The sequence below is a fragment of the Mycobacterium sp. E1386 genome (assembly GCF_001672745.1).
Lineage (GTDB): Bacteria > Actinomycetota > Actinomycetes > Mycobacteriales > Mycobacteriaceae > Mycobacterium.
This window is the reverse complement of the sequence record NZ_LZKH01000122.1, coordinates 1-18,691: the sequence shown is the minus strand read 5'-3', so window position 1 is coordinate 18,691 and position 18,691 is coordinate 1. Positions and strand designations below refer to the sequence as shown.

At 66.7% G+C, this 18,691-nt stretch carries 14 protein-coding genes; 8 read left to right on the top strand and 6 right to left on the bottom strand.

Features of this window, described 5'->3' with window-relative positions; all coding sequences use genetic code 11:
- The 6 genes from A5709_RS13365 to A5709_RS27470 all read left to right on the top strand — a co-directional run.
- Positions 1 to 848 (top strand): MCE family protein (locus A5709_RS13365; RefSeq protein WP_068120301.1); only part of this gene is annotated, 848 nt, incomplete at its 5' end.
- Positions 849 to 2,327: an MCE family protein gene (locus A5709_RS13360; RefSeq protein ID WP_068120299.1), complete on the top strand. Its 1,479-nt coding sequence runs from the start codon at positions 849 to 851 to the stop codon at positions 2,325 to 2,327.
- Between the two features lie 13 nt (positions 2,328 to 2,340).
- A complete protein-coding gene (locus tag A5709_RS13355; protein ID WP_068120297.1) occupies positions 2,341 to 3,003 on the top strand; it encodes an Mce protein in 663 nt (220 codons plus the stop codon).
- Entirely contained in the window at positions 3,000 to 3,620 is a 621-nt protein-coding gene (locus A5709_RS13350; RefSeq protein WP_156768040.1) for a hypothetical protein, read from the top strand. Before A5709_RS13355 ends, A5709_RS13350 begins: the two co-directional genes overlap by 4 nt.
- 11 nt (positions 3,621 to 3,631) lie before the next feature.
- On the top strand, positions 3,632 to 4,126 hold the full coding sequence (locus A5709_RS13345) for a CAP domain-containing protein (protein WP_068120295.1): 495 nt from the start codon (positions 3,632 to 3,634) through the stop codon (positions 4,124 to 4,126).
- Positions 4,127 to 4,148: 22 nt separating this feature from the next.
- Positions 4,149 to 5,882, top strand: coding sequence for a molybdopterin-dependent oxidoreductase (locus A5709_RS27470; protein ID WP_156673390.1), 1,734 nt, complete (start codon positions 4,149 to 4,151; stop codon positions 5,880 to 5,882).
- Here A5709_RS27470 and A5709_RS13335 read toward each other — a convergent pair.
- The 4 genes from A5709_RS13335 to A5709_RS13320 form a co-directional block, all read right to left on the bottom strand.
- The gene (locus A5709_RS13335) at positions 5,879 to 6,457 is read right to left on the bottom strand and encodes a rhodanese-like domain-containing protein (protein WP_068011826.1); all 579 of its coding nucleotides are present in this window, start codon (positions 6,455 to 6,457) and stop codon (positions 5,879 to 5,881) included. The genes A5709_RS27470 and A5709_RS13335 overlap by 4 nt on opposite strands.
- Before the next feature lie 2 nt (positions 6,458 to 6,459).
- The gene (locus tag A5709_RS13330; protein ID WP_068120305.1) at positions 6,460 to 7,818 is read right to left on the bottom strand and encodes a rhodanese-like domain-containing protein; all 1,359 of its coding nucleotides are present in this window, start codon (positions 7,816 to 7,818) and stop codon (positions 6,460 to 6,462) included.
- A 286-nt stretch (positions 7,819 to 8,104) separates the two neighbouring features.
- Positions 8,105 to 8,365 carry a hypothetical protein gene (locus tag A5709_RS13325; RefSeq protein ID WP_068011890.1) on the bottom strand — a complete coding sequence of 87 codons (261 nt, stop codon included), beginning with the start codon at positions 8,363 to 8,365 and terminating at the stop codon, positions 8,105 to 8,107.
- A gap of 145 nt (positions 8,366 to 8,510) precedes the next feature.
- The gene (locus A5709_RS13320) at positions 8,511 to 12,695 is read right to left on the bottom strand and encodes a bifunctional nitrate reductase/sulfite reductase flavoprotein subunit alpha (RefSeq protein WP_068120292.1); all 4,185 of its coding nucleotides are present in this window, start codon (positions 12,693 to 12,695) and stop codon (positions 8,511 to 8,513) included.
- A gap of 309 nt (positions 12,696 to 13,004) precedes the next feature.
- On the opposite strand from A5709_RS13320, the gene A5709_RS13315 reads away from it, so the two are divergent.
- Positions 13,005 to 13,472, top strand: coding sequence for an LppP/LprE family lipoprotein (locus A5709_RS13315; protein WP_068120303.1), 468 nt, complete (start codon positions 13,005 to 13,007; stop codon positions 13,470 to 13,472).
- A 30-nt stretch (positions 13,473 to 13,502) separates the two neighbouring features.
- On the opposite strand, the gene A5709_RS13310 is transcribed toward A5709_RS13315, so the two are convergent.
- Entirely contained in the window at positions 13,503 to 15,455 is a 1,953-nt protein-coding gene (locus A5709_RS13310; RefSeq protein WP_068120290.1) for an acyl-CoA dehydrogenase, read from the bottom strand.
- Between the two features lie 128 nt (positions 15,456 to 15,583).
- On the opposite strand from A5709_RS13310, the gene A5709_RS13305 reads away from it, so the two are divergent.
- Entirely contained in the window at positions 15,584 to 16,699 is a 1,116-nt protein-coding gene (locus A5709_RS13305; protein WP_068120288.1) for an esterase-like activity of phytase family protein, read from the top strand.
- Here A5709_RS13305 and A5709_RS13300 read toward each other — a convergent pair.
- The gene (locus A5709_RS13300) at positions 16,658 to 18,574 is read right to left on the bottom strand and encodes an ATP-binding cassette domain-containing protein (protein WP_082973966.1); all 1,917 of its coding nucleotides are present in this window, start codon (positions 18,572 to 18,574) and stop codon (positions 16,658 to 16,660) included. The genes A5709_RS13305 and A5709_RS13300 overlap by 42 nt on opposite strands.
- Between the last annotated feature and the right edge of the window lie 117 nt (positions 18,575 to 18,691).

The following is an 18,691-nucleotide window of genomic DNA, read 5'->3' as shown; positions in this document are numbered from 1 at the left end:
CGGCCAATTCGACGGCCAAGCTGGGCCAGACCAGCCTGCTCGGCTCGATGCACATCGAGCTCGCGCCACCCAAAGACGAACCGCCCGTCGGCCAGCTGAAGAACGGGTCGGTCATCCCGTTAGCGCACGCGAGCATGTATCCGACCACCGAGCAGACGCTTGCCTCCGTCTCGATCCTGCTGAACGGCGGCGGCATCGGGCAGCTGCAGGAGATCACGCAGTCGATCGCCAAGGCATTCGCCGGGCGCGAAAACGACATGCGCAGCCTGCTGAAGCAACTGGACGAGTTCATCGCCCGGACCAACGACCAGACCGACGACATCATTGCCGCGGCCGAGAATCTCAACTCGCTGGTCGGCCAGTTCGCCGATAAGGACGCAACAGTCGACAAGGCGTTGATCACCGTGCCCAAAGCGCTGAGGGTGTTGGCCGACGAGCGCACCAAGATCGCCGACGCGATCGATCAACTCGGCAAGTTCAGCGCCATCGCGGCCGATACCGTGCGCCAGAGCAAGGAATCTCTGGTCAACAACCTGCGCAGTATCGCGCCGGTGCTGCGATCGCTCGCCGACGCGGGACCGTCCTTGACCAAGGGACTGGATGGCTTGGTGGCCTACCCGTGGCCGGCGTCGACCGCGCGGAATTGGTTCCGTGGTGACTACGCCAACCTCACCCTGATTGTCGACCTGACGCTGAGCCGCCTGGACACCGGGTTCTTCACCGGCTCACGGTGGGAAGGCAACCTCACCCAGCTCGAACTGCAGTGGGGACGCACGATCGGGATGCAGCCCAGTCCGGCCACCGCGGGCAACCCGCTGACCTATCCATATCATTTCGGGGGCTACTGAATGCTGCGTCTGAACCGAAGAACGTGGATACAACTGTCGATCCTCCTGCTGGTGACGGTCGTGTCCTGTGGGGCAATGGCATTCAACTACATGAAGCTGCCGGAAACGCTCTTCGGGATCGGCGAATACGTCGTCACCGTCGACCTGCCCCAGTCGGGCGGGCTCTACCAGACCTCGGTTGTCACCTATCGCGGAACCGATGTCGGTCAGGTCAAGTCGGTCGATGTGACCGCCACCGGGGTGCGCGCGGTGCTCGCCATCAGATCCGGCGTCAATGTGCCCGCCGACGTCCAGGCGTCGGTGCACAGCCGATCGGCGATCGGCGAGCAATACATCGAGCTCACCCCGCAGCCCGGTAAGGACGGCGACCACGGCCGCGCGCTGCGAGCCGGGGATGTCATTCCCGCCGGCCGAGTCGATGTGCCCGTCGACATCGGGCACCTGCTCGACGTGACCAACCGTGCGCTGCAGGCGATTCCGCGCGACAACCTTCGGACGGTGGTCGACGAGACGGACCGCGCGGTCGGTGGTCTCGGTCCTGAGTTGTCTCGAATCGTCGACGGCTCGACTGCCCTGGCCATTGCCGGGGGGCAGACCGTGGGCCCGCTTGCCGCGTTGATCGACCAGACGCCTCCGGTACTCAACTCCCAGATCCAGACCTCGGATTCCATTGCCACGTGGGCGAATCGCACCGCCGCCATCACGGCCCAGTTCAAGGCGCAGGACGCCGCGCTGCGAGACCTGTTGACGCAGGGCACTAACGGGGTGGAGGAAAGTCGCGCGCTGCTCGACCGGGTCACGCCCGCGCTGCCCGTGCTGTTCGCGAACCTGGTCAGCCTGGGCGACATCGCCGTCGTGTATCGCCATGACATCGAGCAGCTTCTGGTGCTGTTCCCCCAGGGCATCGCGGCGATGGCCGCAATCGTCGTGCCCAGTTCGAACACCAAGCAGGAGTATCGGGGCGCCCAGCTGGACTTCAACCTCAACATCAACCTGCCGCCGCCGTGCACGACGGGGTATCTGCCGCCAAATCAGCGCCGGTCGCCGGCCAACGTGGACGCACCGGACCGCCCCGCCGCGGATCTGTTCTGCCGCATTCCGCAAGACTCGGAGTTCAATGTCCGTGGGGTGCGGAATATTCCGTGCGAGAGCAAGCCGGAGAAGCGCGCGCCCACGGTTGAGTTGTGCGAAAGCGACGAAGAATACGTGCCGCTCAACGACGGCTACAACTGGAAGGGCGACCCGAACGCCACCTATAGCGGGCAGGGCGTTCCGATGTATCCGCCGGGACAGGATCCGCGGCTTCCACCGCCGCGGGGGACCGCGCCACCGGCGCCCGCGCCACCGCCGTTCGCAGTCGCGACGTATGACCCGGCCAACGGCGACTACATCGGCCCCGATGGGCGCCGCTACACCGAGTTCGACCTCGCGCACCCCCGCGCCAAGAACTGGCAGTCACTTCTGGTGCCGCCGGCGTAACCAAAGGAGCAGGATGACCGAAGAAACGAAAGGGCCGGAAACCGCTGATGCCGCCGACGAACCCGGCGAGCCAACAGCGGTCGGCGCCCGCGATGTCGACGATGCCGAAACCACGGCGGAGAACGACGAAACCGCCAAGGACACGGCGGGTTTGAAGAGCCGGCTCGCCCGGTTGCGGCACCGGCCCGGTCCGCGACTTTCGCGAACCGGGCGGGCGTTGGCGGCGGGCGGCGTCGTCGTGGCGGCGTTGGCCGGGTTGACCGGTTGGCTGGGCTACCAGGCCTACCAGAAGCATGAGGCCCAAGCCCAGCGGGATCTGTTCGTGCACGTCGCTCGTCAGGGCGCGGTCAACCTCACCACCATCAACTACACGGAGGTCGATGCAGACGTGCAACGCATCCTCGATCTAGCCACCGGGGCGTTCCGCGATGACTTCGAGCAGCGGTCCAAGCCGTTCATCGAAGTCGTCAAGGCGGCGCAGTCGAAATCGGAAGGCACGGTCACCGATGCGGGTCTGGAATCGCAGCGCGGCGACTCGGCGCAGGTGCTGGTGGCGGTCGCGGTGAAGTCGCGCACCGCCGGCGGCGAGGAGGCGCCCCGCGAATGGCGGATGCGAATAGAGGTCCGCTCGGTCGGCCAGGACGCCAAGGTCTCGAACGTGGTGTTCGTGCCATGACGACTCTCAACGAAAGGGCCATACAGGACGAGGAATTCGTCGAGGCCGACGACGAGGACACGCCCGAGGGCGCCGTCGATATCGACGAGACGTCCGACGACCAGACCGACACCCGCACGCGGGAACGGCGGCCGATCCCGTGGTCGCGCGTCCTTGCGTACGGGGTGCTGCCCGGACTGGCGCTGCTGATCACGCTGACGGCGGGCTACTTCAAGTGGGTGGCGGCCTCGGCCGACGACGTGGCGCGAGCCCGCACCGAAGTGGTGAAAGTCGCCGGCGACGACGCCGTCGCCCTGTTGTCGTACAAGGCGGACTCGGTGGACAAAGACCTGGCCGCCGCGCGCGAGCGGCTGACCGGTGATTTCAAGGACGCCTACACGGAGCTGACCCGTCAGGTGGTGATTCCGGGGGCAAAAGAGAAGCACATCACCGCGGTCGCCAAAGTGGCTGCGGCGGCGCCGGTGTCGGTGACGTCCAATCACGCCGTGACCCTGCTGTTCGTCAACCAAACCGTTACCGTCGGCGAGGGCGCTCCCACCGACACGCAGCCCGTGGTCCGGGTGACGTTGGACAAGGTCAACGGCCGATGGCTGGTCTCGCATTTCGATCCGGTGTGAGGGCAGTAACCATGATCGGGTGGGTACGCGCGATACCCGCGGCCGTGCTGGTCGCGGGGCCGGTGATGCTGGGCGCGCCCACCGCGCATGCCGACAACAAGCGGCTCAACAGCGCCGTCGTCTCCGCCGTCTACACGCTGCAACACCAGGCGGGCTGCACCAACGACGTCATCCGGGACAACGCGCTCACCCTGGCCGCCCAATGGCACGCCGACGACATGATGAACAACCGAAACATCAACGACGACATCGGATCTGACGGATCGACACCGCAGGACCGGGCCAATGCCGCCGGTTTCCGCGGCAAGGCGGCCGAGACGATCGCGATCAACCCGGCCATCGCCATCAGCAGCCTGGAGCTGGTCAACCAGTGGTATTACAACCCCGACGACATGGCGATCATTCGCGACTGTGCCAACAGCTCCATGGGGGTGTGGTCGGAGAACAGTATGGACCGGACCGTCGTGGTGGCGATGTACGGCCAACCGGCCCCACGCAACCGATGACAACGCTGAAAGAAGGTGCCCATTGAGCCCGACGCCGCCGAGCATGGACCTGGTCGAAAGCGCGCCGCGGTTGACCATCGGGCAACTGGCCGAATTGCGCGGCCTGGACCCGCAGCTGCAGGTGATCGACGTGCGCAGCCAGGATGAGATGGCGCGGGGCGTCATCCCGGGCGCGCGGGGGATTCCATTGTCGACGCTGACTGATTCGCTTTCCGCCCTCAATCCGGCGGCCCCGGTGGTCGTTTACTGCGGCAGCGGCGATCACTCGATCGCCGCGGCGAGCCTGCTGCGAGCCTCGGGCTTCGACGACGTTTCGGACTTGGTTGGGGGATTCGCCGCCTGGCAAGGCGCCGGATTCCCGGTATCTGTCGGCAACGAGATCGTCGTCGACACACCACAAGTCGGTCCCCGGGCGGCCAAGGCACTTCTCGACGCGGGCGCGCTGCTGCTTGACGTGCGTGAGCCCGGCGAATGGTGTACCGAGCACGCGCCGACCGCGATGTTGTTGCCGGCCGAGGGCGTGCGCACTCGAGAACATGAACTGCCTCGGGACCGCCGCATCGTTGTGGTGTGCCGCTCGGGTGGACGATCCGCGGCGGTGACGGTTTCGCTTCGCCGTTCGGGCTTCGACGCGGTGAACCTGGCCGGCGGTATGTGCGCGTGGGCGGCCGCCGGATTACCGGTCGTTACCCATGGTGGCGGGCCCGCACTTGTCGTCCACCGCGAGGATCCGCTCAATTGCGAGACATCGCTTCCCGAGCTGATCGGTGGCGTCGTGATGCCCTCCGACCACTTCTACGTCCGCAACCACTTCAGCACGCCGGTGGTGGATCCGGACCAATATGAGCTGACGGTCGGCGGAACGGTCGAGCGGACGTTACGGCTGCGCTTGGGCGATTTGCACAACATGCCGAAACAGTCGATGGTCGCCACGCTGGAATGCGCGGGCAACGGTCGCGCACAGTTCGATCCACCCGTCGACGGCGAACAGTGGCGATTCGGGGCGGCGAGCACCGCCGAATGGACGGGTGTTCCGCTCGTCGAGATTCTTGATCGGGCGGGCCTGGCGGCGCAGGCCCACGATGTCGTGTTCCGTGGCGCCGATGCGGGTTTGGTCGACGGCGCGACGGCGCCGGTGCGGTTCGAGCGCGCCTTGTCGGTGCGGGATGCTTGCGACTCGGGTGCGATCGTCGCCTACGCGATGAACGGCGAGCCGCTACCACTGCAGCACGGTCGCCCCGTCCGGCTGATAGTGCCGGGCTGGTATTCCGTCGCGTCGGTCAAGTGGCTCACCGAGATTGAAGTCGTTGACCATGTTTTCGAGGCCTTCTTCCAAACGAAGCGGTACCACTACGAATGGGACGGTGGCGACGGCGTCGTCCGTGAGCCGGTCCGCCTGCAGCGTGTCCGCGCGCTGATCGCCCAGCCCGCCGATGGCGCCACGGTGACCGCCGGGACAATCGTCGTGCGAGGCGTCGCCTGGTCGGGCGCGGCGCCGATAGATCGCGTGGACGTTTGCATCGGCGGCGGCCCGTGGCAGGCCGCCCGACTGGTCGGTGAACGCCGCCGGCACAGCTGGCAATGGTGGGAGCTGTTCACCCGATGCGACGTTGTTGGGACCCAGACCGTACGTGCGCGGGCTACCGACGAGGCGGGCAACACGCAGCCGGAGCGACCGGACTGGAACCGGTTCGGCTACGGCGGCAACGCGATTCAGGCGATTTCCATCGAGGTTCTCCCGGGCCCGCAGGCCTAGCCGTCGAGTTGCGACAGCACCGTCTTCACGTCCGAGGTCGTGCCGCGGTTATACGGGAGTTTGGACAGCGCCGTGGCCATGGCGCAGGTGTCGCTCAGGGCGGCATACGTCAGGCCGCCGCCGATTGCGGCGGCCACCCATTTGAGTCGTGGGACCGCGACACTGCCCAGAACGGACGACAGCACCACTGACCCGGCGACCAACCGGACCTGACGCTCGAGCTCCCAGCGCTGGGCGCCACGGTCCACGTCGAAACCTTGGTCCTCCCAGTCGGTGATGCCGTTCTCGAGCACCCGCCCGCTGGTGAGCCCGGCGTTGCGTAACAGCGCCTGCGCCTTGGTTGAGCGTTGGCCGGAACGGCACACCAACACGACGTCGTTGTCCTGGGCCAGGCGGTCCGCGATGTCGGCGCCGTGCTGATCCAATACGTCGAGCGGCACGTTGACGGATCCGGCGATGTGCGCGGTCTCGAATTCGGCGGGGGTCCGAACGTCGACCAGCCGTGGAGCTTTGGGCGACTTGATCAACTTCCGCAGCTCGATCGACGTGATCGCGTCGGCCGTCGGTGCGTTCATGGTTACTCCCTTGCCAAGTGGGTCGTGATCCCGAGCTTTTCGGCGTTGCTGTAGTTGTCATCGATGAGAACGACGTCACGGCGCTCGCGGTCGAGCAGCGCCGCGGCGATCGAGGCGCGGTAGCCGCTCGCGCAGTGAACCCACACCTCGCGGTCCGGGGGGATCTCGGCGAAGCGCTGGGTCACCTCGTGCAACGCGATGTTGACCGCGCCACGCACGTGTCCATCGTCGAACTCGCCGGTTTGGCGGACGTCGAGGACGAGGACGCGCCTGTCGTCCAGCGCATCGACGAGATCCTCGAAGGCCGCCACACGGTAGCTTCGCAGCTCGGATTCCGCGGCGAGCGCCCGGATGTCGCCCGTGCCGCTGCCGGTGAGCCGGTCGACGCCGATGCGGGCCAGTTCGCGCTGGGCATCGGCCACCTGGTCGGTGTCCTCACCGATCAACGTCAGCGGCGCGCCCCAGGCGTAAAGCCAGCCAAGGTAATTGACGAAGGAGCCGGACAGCTCGAACCCGTAGCTGCCGGCGAGGTGCCCGGCCGCGAACGCGGTTCGATGCCGCAAGTCGACCACCCACTGGCCCGCGTCGATCCGGGCACGAAGTTCATCGGGTCTCACCGGTTCGATGGGGGACAAGTCCGCCGCCGTCGGGCCGGCCCTGTTGAGCACGCCCATGTGCGTGTAGTAGGCGGGGTATGTCGAAAGTTCGGCCAATAGTCCGTCGACGTAATCCTGCTCGTCCTGGGTCAGCGCCGGATTCGTGTGCAGCTCGTCGCCGATCGTGGACTCGTCGCTGTCGGTGGGGGCGGCCGAACAGAAGCTGCCAAAGCCATGGGTGGGGTAGACGGCCGTCGTCGCGGGCAGCTCATCGGCGAGGCGACGGACCGAATGGTATTGCAGGCGCGTCAATTCCGCGGCATGTTCCGCACCGGCCAGGTCGGTCCTTCCGGTGCTGCCGAAGAGCATCGATCCGCCGGTGAACACCCCGACGGTTCGGCCGGAGTCGTCCCGGAGCGCATAGCTGACGTGGTGGTGGGTGTGCCCGGGTGTGGACAGGGCCTCGAGGTGCACGCCGCCGGTGGCGATCCGATCGCCGTCGCTGATGGGCTGATGCGGGAAGTCGACGTCCTCCCCGGCGGGCAACACGTATTGGGCACCGGTGGCTTCCGCGAGCGCCAGGCCACCGGTGACGTAATCGTTGTGGATGTGGGTCTCCAGCACGTGGGTGATGCGCAGGCCACCGGCCAGTTGCAGCACCCGGTCGATATCACGCTGTGGGTCGATCGCGACCGCCACCTCGCCATCGCTCACCAGGTAACTGCGGTCGCCCAACCCCGAGGTTTCGATAATCGATACGTCCACCATCGCTAGACCGCCCCATCAGCACCCGTCGACCCCGACGTCTCCAAGCTAATGGCCAGCAAATGGCAGCGCCCGGTGTCGACGGGCTCGCCAGAGGCATGGGTTGACAGCCGGGCACTCCCGATTTCGTTGGGAGGGCGGAGTAAGCGCCGCTCAACGGCCCGCGAGACGACACCCGCGACCACTGGCTTCGGCAAACTACCGGGCAAGCGGATGTCCGCGCCGATTGAAACCCCGGTGATTCCTTTGGGCCGAATATGGGCCGGTTTGGGGCGGCCGGGCGGCGCTAACGGCTGGAGAGGGGGTCGGACCCGTCCGAGGTGCCGCGGCCGTCCTTGGCGATTTCTTCGCAGGCGCACCACTGACCCCGGTCCTGCAGCCTTCGCCGAAGTTGCGTGCCGCGCTTGAGCATCAGGTGCTGCGTGTAGACCTTGTCGCGCTGCTGCGGCGAGAATGCCAAGTCCAAGTTGATCGGCAGCCCGGCCCAATCGACCCGATCATCGTCCGCGGCGCTCCGCAGCCGGCACTGCAATGGGCAGACCCGCACGCTGTCTTCGAGGGGCCCGTCAAAGTCCAGAGCCACGCCTACGTCCCTCCTCGACGCAACCAATGACTGAATGTTGCAGCGAGCTTGTTTCAGCGACAGGCGCGCGACGTTTCCGTCGTATTACGAGTGGGACGAGGCGGGAGGCTCAGTAGACGTCGCGGTGGTAGCGCTTGTCCGCGCTCAGCGACTGGACGTACTCCTTTGCCCCGTCGGCGTCGAGGTTGCCGTGTTCGGCCGCGATCTCGCAGAGCGCGCGGTCGACGTCCTTGGCCATGGGGTCCGCCGTACCGCAGACGTACAGCTGGGCGCCGTCTTGCAGCCAGCGCCACAACTCGGATCCACGGGTGCGCATCAGATGCTGCACGTAGACCTTCTGCTGCTGGTCCCGGGAGAACGCGAGGTCCAGTTCGGTGAGGAAACCGTCGTCACGCATCTGCTCGAGTTCGTCGCGGTAGTAGTAATCGGTGGCGGCGTGCTGCTCGCCGAAGAACAGCCAGTTGGGTCCGGTGTGCCCGAGCGCGCGACGCTCCTGCAGGAAACCGCGGAAGGGCGCGATTCCGGTACCGGGACCGATCATGATCATCGGCGTATCTGACTCGCGGGGTGGACGGAAGTTGCTCGATGGCTGCAGGTAGACGGCCACCCGATCACCGGGTGAGCGGTCGGCCAGGTAGGTCGAGCACACCCCGCGACGCGGGACGCCCTGAAAGTTGTAGCGCACCGGCGAGACCGTCAGGTGAACTTCCCCGGGGCACTCTTTGGGACTCGACGAGATCGAGTACAGGCGCGGCTGTAGGCGTTTGAGCACCCTCAGCCACTCGTGGGCCGACGCCCATACCGGGTGCTGTGCCAGCAGGTCGATCGACTGGCGCCCCCACGACCAATCCGACAGTGCACGCTTGTTTTCCGGCTTCAGCAGCTCCGCGAGTGTCGCGTCGCCGGTGCGCTCCTGCACGAACCGCACCAGGTCCCGGCTGATGTGGGCGATCTCGATGCGCTCGGTGAGCGCGGAGCGCAACGACATCAGACCGTGTTCGCCGACCTCGACGGGCGTCTGCCCGTCCAGTCCGGTGACGGCCAGCCACTCGTCCACCAATCGGTCGCTGTTGCGGGGCCAGACCCCGAGCGCGTCACCGGCCTCGTAGCTCACGGCTTCCTCCGGCAGGCTGAAAACCAGATGCCGCACATCTTTGGTCGATGTCGGCCGACTCAACACGGTGTTGCGGACCATGTCCGTGATCAGCGGGTGTTTCTTGGTGTAGCCGACCGCCCCGGTCCCGTTGGCCGGTCGAACCGGCGCGGCAGCCGCGGCGGTGACCCCCGCACCGCCATCCCGGCCCACGGGCGCGGGCGTGCGCGACAGCGCCCGGATGACACCGCTCAGCCACTTGCCCGCGGCGTCGTCGTAGTCCGGTTCGCAGTCCACCCGGTCGACGATGCGGGTCGCCCCCAACTCGGCCAGACGCTCGTCGAGTTTGCGGCCATGGCCGCAGAAGTCGTCGTAGTTGGAGTCGCCGAGTGCGAGCACAGCATAGCGGGTGTCGGTGAATTTCGTTGCGCCGTCGGCTGTCAACGCGCGCCAGAAGGCGGCCCCGTTGTCCGGCGGTTCACCGTCACCGGTGGTGCTGGTGACCAGTAGCAGCTCCCGAGTGGTCGCCAGTTCAGCCACCGGGAAGTCGTCCATCGCACGCAACGAGACCGGCACGTCGGCATTGCCCAGCCGGGCGGCGATGTCGGCGGCGAGCTCTTCGGCGTTCCCGGTTTGCGATGCCCACAGCACCACCACGGGGGCCCGTTTGGCGGGCTTGGCTCCGGGTGGCCGGAGCCTCGGTTCGTTGGCCACCGTCGCCGGCCGCGGGGCCTCTTCGCGCGAGAACAGGCCCGCGAGCAGTCCATCCACCCAAAGCCGGGTTCCGGGATCGAAGGGAGCGCTTTGCGGCAGGGTCGGCACCCCGGCGGTGCGCCGGCCCGCGTCCGACCGCAGTGCGGTCAACATCCCGGCAAGGTAGGAGCGGCCCAGCTCGTCGAATTCCGGCGCGGGTTTGGTTGCGACGCCGAGCAAGTCGGCGAGGGCGTCGACGTGTGAAGCGCTGATTTCCGGTACCTCCACCGGCGCGGGTTCTGGTGTTTCGGCGCTCGGATCCGCGGCGGCCGCAGAGACTTTCGCCAACGTGACGGCGCACGCCTTGAATTCCGGCTGGTTCGAGATCGGGTCCACCGCGTCGTTGGTGACCGCGTTGATCGCCAGGTATTCGCCGAACACGTCGTTCCAGTGGAACGGGGCGAAGCAGTTGCCGGGGCGCACCCGGTCGCTGATCGCGGCAGGCAGCACGGCGCGGCCGCGGCGGGAAGCGATTTCGATCGCGTCGCCGTCGACGATCTGCAGCCGTGCGGCGTCGTCCGGGTGAATTTCCACGAACGGCCCCGGGTTGAGCTTGTTGAGCTTGGCGACCTTGCCGGTTTTGGTCATCGTGTGCCACTGGTGCGGCAGGCGACCGGTGTTCAGCAGAAACGGGTAGTCGTCGTCCGGCATTTCCTCGGGCGGCAGGTGCGGGCGGGCGAAGAACACCGCACGACCGTTCGCGGTGGGGAAGGCCAGCCGGGGAGCGCTGCCGTCCTCGCGGACCAGCCTGGCCTGGCTGACACCGTCGTTGAGGTAACGAATGGGGTTGCGGTCGGCCGTGCTTTCGGGTGCGCACGGCCACTGCAGCGGGCCCTGACGCAGCCGTTCGTAGCTGACGCCCCGCAGGTCGTAGCCGGTTTTCGGGTTCGAGAACCGTTTGATCTCTTCGAAGACCTCTTCGGCGGAGCCATAGCTGAAAGCGTCCGAAAAACCCATCTCGCAGGCGATCCGGGCGATGATCTGCCAGTCGGGCATCGCGTCACCCGGCGCGGTGACGGCCGGCTGAAACAGCGTCATGTTGCGCTCGGAATTGACCATCACACCCTCGGCCTCCGACCACAGCGCCGCCGGCAGCAGCACATCGGCGTATTCGTTGGTCTCCGTTTCGAGGAAGGCGTCCTGAGTGATAACCAAGTCGGCCCGCTCCAGGCCGGCCAGCACGGTCCTCCGATTGGCAACGGAGGCAACGGGATTGGTGCACACGATCCAGCACGCTTTGATTTCACCGCCGGCCATCCGGGAGAACATGTCGATTGTGCCGGTGCCGACCTCGGTGCGGAGCGTCCCGCGGGGGATGCCCCACTGGTCTTCGGTGAAGGCGCGGTCCTCCGCGGATAACACCGAGCGCTGACCCGGCAACCCCGGCCCCATGTAACCCATTTCGCGGCCGCCCATGGCGTTGGGCTGTCCGGTGAGCGAGAAGGGTCCGCTGCCGGGTTTGCAGATCGCGCCGGTGGCCAGGTGAAGGTTGCAGAGGGCGTTGGTGTTCCAGGTGCCGTGGGTGCTCTGGTTGAGCCCCATGGTCCAGCAGCTCACGAAATTCTCTGCCTCGCCGATCATCCGGGCCGCAGCGCGGATGTGTTCTTCGGGAATGCCGGTGATTTCGCTCACCTTGTCGGGGGTGTACTGCTCCAGGAAGCTGGGCATCACCTCCCAACCCTCGGTGAACTCGGCGATGAAGTCGGCATCGGTGTGCCCGTTTTCAACGATCTGCTGCAGCAACCCGTTGAGCAGTGCGAGATCGGAGCCGGGGGAGATCTGCAGGAACAGGTCGGCCTTGTCGGCGGTCGCGGTGCGGCGCGGATCGACGACGATGAGTTTTGCGCCGGCCTTGACGCGGTCCATCATCCGCAAGAACAAGATGGGGTGACAGTCGGCCATGTTCGCGCCGATGACGAAGAAGACGTCGGCGTGCTCGAAGTCTTGATATGAGCCGGGTGGTCCGTCGGCGCCCAGGGAGAGCTTGTAGCCGGAACCCGCGCTGGCCATGCACAGCCGCGAGTTCGACTCGATCTGGTTGGTGCCGACGAAGCCCTTGGTGAGCTTGTTCGCCAAATACTGCGCCTCGATGGACATCTGGCCCGACACGTACATCGCGAAGGAATCCGGGCCATGGGTGTCGATGATCGCCCGTAACCGGTTCGCGCACTGGGCGATTGCCCGGTCCATATCGACGGGCTCGACGGGCTCACCGCGGTCGGTGCGGACGTGCGCGGACTCCATCCGCCCGGGCGCAGCAAGCAGGTCGGAAGTGGTGGCACCCTTGGTGCACAACCGGCCGAAGTTGGCTGGATGCTCTTTGCTCCCAACAGACTTCGTGATGTGACGACGACCGCTCTCCGGATCGGTTGTGACCTGCAGCACCATCCCGCAGCCGACGCCGCAGTATGCGCACATGGTGTTCACGGCATCGCGGTGTGACGCCATGGACTCCCTGGTCACGCACTTCCTCCTTTGAGCGCAACGGGCTTACGTTGAATGGTGCGACGAGGATGTTTCGGCACCGGATATCCGGAGTTTCCCCCGCTTTACGGCTTCCTCTCACCGGCCAAAGCGCCCGCGTGATGTCGTGGAAAAGCCGCATACCCCCAGTTCAGGATGGGTCATCGTCGACCCGCCGACTGCGCTCAAGGCTACCGGCGGGGCCGGGCGGATTACCTGTCAGAACAGGGTCTCCGACCAAACCGATGGGACATTCACAGCCTTCGCTAAGCTCACCGAGTGCGTCAGCTGATTGTGATCCTGCTGATCCTGCTGGTCTGCGGTTGCGGGTCGAAGCAAGCCGGTTCGCCGCCGGCGTCACCCGACAAGTGCAAGGATTCCGACGGGCCGACACCCGCCACGGTGCAGCGGGCCATCGCCTCGGTCCCCATCGCCGTCCCCGGCACGACGTGGGTGGAAATCGCTCGCGGTCATGCCAAGAAGTGCCGCTTGTACTGGGTGCAGATCATCCCGACGATCGCCAGTGAATCCACCGGCCAGCAGCTGCTGTTCTTCGATCACAACACCACGCTGGGTACTCCGACCCCAAATCCCAAGCCGTACATCACGGTTCTGCCACCCTTGGATGACGCCGTCGCGGTCCAGTACCAATGGCTGAAGGGCAACGATCAGCCCTGCTGTCCCACCGGCGTTGGCACGGTGAAGTTCGAGATCGGCCCGGACGGCAAGCTGAAGGCGCTCGGCAAAATCCCGAATCAATGACGTTGCGTTACAACGTGATCAACCGAGCCGTCAGTTCGTGACCTCGTCCGCCAAGTTTTCCGGGTGCAGCATCTCGGCGTAGCGCAGTTGCTCCGGAATCCCGAAGCCGTCGACGAGCGTTTCCGCGTAAGGGCGCAGCGCGCGGCACCGATCGTTGATGCCGCGGGTGACGGCCTTGGCCCGTTCGGTGGACAGGTATCGATGCTCGATGTACCAGGCCTTGTCGTCCTCGATCACCGACAGCGCGTAGAGATCACAAAGAATGCCGAGCAGTTCGCGGGCTTCCTCGTGCGGACACGCCTCGATGCCGGCGACGAACGCTTCGAGCACCACCCGGTCGATGTGCGCGGAAGCGGCGTGCAGCACGTGATCCTGCACCGCGTTGAACGCGTCGAATTCCGGCATCTCCTTGGATTTGGCCTGCAGTCGACGCGCAACGCTCGCCAGCAGGTATTCCTCGCGGTCCTCGAACATCTTGATCTGGGTGCCGCGGTTGAAGAGGCTGCCCTCTTCCTCGCTGTCCTGCCGAGAGTCCACGATGGTTTGGATAATCGTCTCGGCCGCAGTGCGTTTGACGACGCGCTCCCCGACGGTGTTGGCGGCGAAACGCACCCATTCGACCGGGCTCATGCTGCGGATGTCGTCGGCGTAAGCCGTCAGCAGCTCCTTGGCCACCAATTGCGTCAGCACGTGGTTGTCGCCCTCGAATGTGGTGAAGACGTCGGTGTCGCCGCGCAGCGCAATCAACCGGTTCTCGGCCATGTAGCCCGCGCCACCGCAAGCCTCCCGCGCCTCCTGAATCGCCCGGGACGCGTGCCACGTGTTGGCCGCCTTCAACCCGGCGGCGCGCGCCTCCAATTCACGCTGCTCGTCGGCGTCGACGGCGTCCGCGGTCTGGATGTCGTGGCATTTACTGACCAGCTCGTTCTGGGCGAACTGCAACGCGTATGACTTCGCGATCAACGGAAACAGCCGGCGCTGATGCACCAGGTAGTCCATGATCAGCACCTCGGACTCGTCATCCGGCGCGCTGAATTGCTTGCGTTGCAACGCGTATCGCGTGGCGATGTCCAGCGCGACGCGACCCGCGGCGCCCGCGCTGCCGCCCACCGTGATCCGCCCGCGGACCAACGTGCCCAGCATGGTGAAGAATCGGCGGTTCGGATTCTCGATCGGCGAGCTGTAGGTGCCGTCCGGCGCCACGTCGCCGTATTTGTTCAGCAGGTTCACCCGCGGAACGCGTACGTGGTCGAACACGATGCGGCCGTTGTCGACTCCGGGCAGGCCGCCCTTGTATTCACAGTCCGAGGTGGTCACCCCGGGCAAGTCGTTGCCGTCGGCGTCGCGGATCGGCACCATCAGGCAGTGCACGCCGTGGTGGAGCGGTTTGCCGTCCTCGTGCGTGATCAGTTGGGCGAATACCGCTGCCATGGTGGCGGTTTCGGCCGCGCCGCCGATGTAGTCCTTGCGCGCCGTCGGCGTCGGGGAGTCGATGACGAACTCTTCGGTCTCGGGATCGTAGGTCGCAGTGGTCTCCAGCGACTGGACGTCGCTGCCGTGCCCGGTCTCGGTCATCGCGAAGCAGCCCCGCAACTCGAGGCTGATGATCTTCTTCACGTAAGCCTCGTGATGACGCTCGGTGCCCAGGTTCTCCACGGCGCCGCCGAACAGGCCCCACTGGACGCCGGCCTTCACCATCAACGACAGGTCCGACATCGCCAGCATCTCGATCATCGTGATCGCCGCGCCGATGTCGCCGGTGCCGCCGTGTTCCTTACGGAAGTTGTCGGCCGCGGCGCCGAACGCGGCCATGATTCTCATCTGCTCGGCCACCTTGGTGCGCGCGATCACCGTGTTCGGGGTGTAGTGCGGCCGGAAGAGGTCCTCGCTCATGGTGGATCGCAGCTGGTTTCTCGTGTCCCGCCAACGCCCGTCGAGGGCGTTGCGCAGCTGCTCGGCAATGGTTGCGGTGTCTGGCGCCATAACCCGACCGTATCCTGCGGTTCCCGCCGCGGGAATAACGACCTGATGACCGGGCCGAGCATTCCTCCAGTGCGAGGTCGAGGCCCGATTCTCGCGCTGAGTGCACCCTCGGCGATACGTTCTCGGGTATGTGCCGTCTACGGGTGGCGTCCGTGTGCCTCGCCCTGCTGCTGGGGGGATGCGCGCCCGCGCACCCGCCCGCTCCGGCGCCCACGCCGCGGCCGATGCTCACTTACCTCGGTCAGTCACAGATTCCGTTCAACGCGACCTTCGACGGCACCGTCATCGGCGGGTTGTCGGCACTCAGCTATGACGCGGGCCGGCAGCTGTATTACGTCATCAGCGACGACCGTTCGGAGAAGAATCCGGCCCGGTTTTACACCGTGCAATTGTCGTTGTCGGACAGGGGAATCGACAAAGTCACCTTCACCGGCACCCGGCCGCTGCTGGACCGCTCCGGCCAGCCGTTCCCGCCGCTCAGGGCGGACGCCACGCCGCCCGTCATTCCCCCCGACCCCGAGGGCATCGCCTTCGATCCCGGGCGGCAGCGGCTGTATTGGTCCTCCGAAGGCGAGCGGCGCACCGCGGGGCCGTTGCTGCTCGACCCATGGGTTCGATCGGCCGCGCTCGACGGTGCCTACCTGGGCCAGTTCACGCTGCCGGCCAACTTGGCGATGTCCGCGCAGGCCACGGGTCCGCGCCGGAACAAGGCGCTGGAGGGATTGGCGCTGACGCCCGACGGCCAAACGCTGTTCGCCGCGATGGAGGATCCCGGATACAACGACGGGCCCGTCAGCGACGACGGCCACCGCGTGCTCACCCGGGTCACCAAGTTCGACGTCGCCTCCGGCGAGCCCACCGCCCAGTACGCGTATCCGATGGAGCCGCCCACGCCGCCCGCCGATGTCAACGGCCTCTCCGACCTGGTCGCGCTGTCGGACACCGCGTTCCTGGTGATCGAACGATCCTCCGCCATGCCGCCGACCGTGCGGATCTACCGGGCCGAGATCGGCGCGGCTACGGACGTTTTGGCCACCCCGTCGATGCAGAACGTCGCGGTGACCCCGATGAGCAAGACCCTGGCGGTCGACTTGTCCGCCACGCCGGGACTGTCGCCCCTCGACAATGTCGAGGGCATCACGCTGGGGCCGAAGCTGCCCGACGGTCGTCAGTCGGTGGTGCTGGTCAGCGACAACAATTTCTCACCGAGCCAGGTCACTCAGTTCCTGTTGTTCGCGATGTGACGGTCTAGGAGCCGCGTGGGGAACCGGCCTCAGCCGGTAGAGGGCGAAGCCCGCGGCCGCGACGCCCAAGAGCACCAGCATCGTCATGTCGAACACCCACCAGCCGCTGTAGTGGGTCCACATCTGCGAGTTGGCGGCCAGCGCGTCGACCCTGCGCAGGTCAACGGTGGACGCCGACGCGGCAAAGCCCCATTGGGCCGGGACGAACCAGGAGACCTGTTGGAAGCCCCATTTGCTCACCAGCTGAACGAGGCTTCCGTTGAACAGCGCCGACGCCAGGATCACCGGCAGCAGTAGCGGCAGCACTTCACGCAGCGACGTGCCGAGCGTCGACAACGCAAGCCCGACCACGGCGGACACGATGGCCGTCACCGCCACGCCGGCATAAAGCTCGACCGTGGCGTTGTGCAGCAGGACGGCGCCCCGCGCGGGCCCGCCCCTCTCGGCGACGACGAGGGCGAACACGACGGCGGTCAGGATGGCCGCGGCCAGGCCGAACACCAGGATCTTGGCGGCCAGGTAGGCCGCGCTCGACAGCCCGAGAGCCTGTTCGCGCCGGAAGATGCGCTGCTCACGCACCACGGCCCGGATGGTCAGCGTGCTGCCGATGATCACCGCGGCGACGTTGAGCGCGGCCAGAATCTCGATGGCCTCGTGCGGGTGAGCACTGCCCGGCCCGGGTCGGGCCAGGCCCGAATCGCCCGGAATCAGCAGGGTCAGGCCCGCCAGCACGAACGGCAAGATCACCAAGAGCACGAAGTAGACGCGGTCGGCGACAATCAGCCGGGCGTCGCGGCGGGCCAACAGCCGGATCTGCCGCGGCACGGGGAGCTCGGCGGGGGGCGGTGCCGGGGCGGTGGTCTCCGGTGGTGTCGTCAGCGCCGACTCCGGGGGCCGGTCGCGGAAGGCGCGGTGGGTTCCGTCGGGGTCGGCGCTCACCCGCTCGAGTACCTTCGACCAGTCGGTGGTGGCCATCACGGACTCGATCTGCTGGAGCGGCCCCAGAAAGGCCGGCGTCCCGGCTGAGGTGAGAACCAGCACCTGGTCGCACACGTTGAGGTCCGTCGACCATGTCTGCGACGACACGGCCGCCACGACCACGCAGCCGATGTCGGCCTGGCGCCGCAGCATTGCCATCACGTGCCGTTGTTGCTCCGGATTCAGACCGGCGCTCGGCTCGTCGACGACGAGCAGTGTCGGCCGGCTGATGAGCTCGACCGCCAGCGCGGCGCACCGGCGCACCTCGGGCGACAGCTTGCCGATCCGGGTCGCCGCATGTGGTGTCAGCTCGAGCTCCTCGAGGACCTGGCTGACCACGCGGTCGCGTTGCTCACGTGAGATATCTTGCGGCAGACGGATTTCGGCGGCGTATCGCAACGCCTGTGCGACGGTCAACTGGCGATGCAGGCGGTCCTCGGACGAGACGATGCCGATCCGGGTGCGCATGGACTCCGGCTCGGCGAGCACGTCGTGGCCGTCGACGGTGACCCGCCCGGAGCTGAGCTGCCTGGTGCCGGCGAGCAGCCCGAGCAGCGCGGAGTTGCGTGCGGCGGACGGCCCGACGACTGCGGTGAATACGCCCGGGCGTGCCGCGAACGAAATGTCGGAGAGGATCTCGCGCCCTTCGATGCCGAGGCTCAGCTGGTATGCGACCACCCCCACCGTGCGCGCGTCGGCTTTGAGTGGCAGGCGATAGGTGGCATTCGCCTCCCCGGTTCGGAAGGAGGGGCGCGCGACCCGCAGCTTCGAGGTGATCATCCGCTCGATGAGGCCTGGGCCACTCTGCTCCGCTACCTCGGCTGCGGGCGCGGGCTGAGCGGGCGGTGGCGGGGCCGGAGGCTCGACCGCCGGCGGTTGCGGCGGCACGACACGCATGCGCTGGGTCTCGCGCTGGGTCGGTGCGCGCAGGTTCGGATCGATCGGGCGGGCGTTGTCAGCGGAATCGCTGAGGTTGATGGTCCGGTCCGCCGACGCGGCCTCATTGTCGAAATG